At 63.2% G+C, this 1,129-nt stretch carries 1 protein-coding gene; it reads left to right on the top strand.

All coding sequences use genetic code 11. The features are described 5' to 3' along the window. A partial coding sequence (locus tag MBENS4_RS23685; RefSeq protein ID WP_039396895.1) for an IS256 family transposase occupies nt 1-1,070 on the top strand: 1,070 nt, incomplete at its 5' end. Nucleotides 1,071-1,129 lie beyond the last annotated feature (59 nt).

Below are 1,129 nucleotides of genomic sequence, written 5' to 3'. Positions count from 1 at the left end.
TTCCTTGCGGATCGCGCAGCCCGGAGCGGCTTAACCACCGCAACGGCTACCGCGAGCGCGGTTGGGATACGCGTGCCGGGCGCATCGAACTGGCAATTCCGAAGCTGCGCAAGGGCAGCTACTTCCCGAGCTTTCTGGAGCCACGCCGCACGGCCGAGAAGGCTTTGGCGGCAGTGATCCAAGAAGCCTACGTCCACGGCGTCTCGACCCGTTCGGTCGACGATCTGGTCAAGGCGATGGGCGCCAGCGGTGTTTCGAAGAGTCAGGTCAGCCGTTTGGTTGCCGAGATCGACGAGCGGGTGAATGCCTTCCTCACGCGGCCCATCGAAGGCGAGTGGCCCTATCTATGGATCGACGCCACCTACCTCAAAGAGCGCGAGGGCGGACGGATTGTCTCGACGGCGGCGATAATCGCGGTGGGCGTCAACACCGATGGCCGACGTGAGGTGCTGGGCGTTGCCACCGGCCCATCGGAAGCCGAACCCTTCTGGAAAGCCTTCCTGCGCTCTCTGGCCGACCGAGGCTTGCGCGGTGTGAAGCTGGTCATCGCCGACGATCACAAAGGGCTGCGCGCCGCCGCCAGCAAGGTATTTTCCGCGAGCCAGCAACGCTGCCGGGTGCACTGGATGCGCAACGCGTTTGCCCATGCCGCGCCCAGACAACGGCCCGCCGTCATTGCCATGATCAAGACCATCTTCGCGCAGGAAACGGCCGAGGCAGCGCACCAGCAGTGGAACCAGGTTGCCGACGCCCTGCGTGAGAAGTTTCCAAAGCTGGCCGACATGATGGAGGCATCGCGCGAGGACGTGCTCGCCTACATGGCCTTCCCCAAGGACCATTGGGCGCAGATCTCGTCCACCAACCCGCTGGAAAGGGTCAACAAAGAGATCAAGCGGAGGGCCGACGTGATCGGCATATTCCCGAATGACGCTGCCGTCGTTCGTCTCGTTGGAGCGCTCATGCTGGAGCAAAACGATGAGTGGGCCGTATCGCGCCGTTACATGACGCTGGAAACTCTCGCCTCGGTGAGCCATAACCCCATTGTCAGCTTGCCAACACTGGCCGCCTGACCTGAACACGATCCTGCCGTAGATCGACGGTTCCTACACCACCCCGCGGGACACGACCC

The sequence above is a fragment of the Novosphingobium sp. MBES04 genome, assembly GCF_000813185.1.
In the GTDB taxonomy this organism is placed as follows: Bacteria; Pseudomonadota; Alphaproteobacteria; order Sphingomonadales; family Sphingomonadaceae; genus Novosphingobium; species Novosphingobium decolorationis.
Note: the sequence above shows the minus strand (reverse complement) of the source record. Positions and strands in the feature narration are given on the sequence as shown.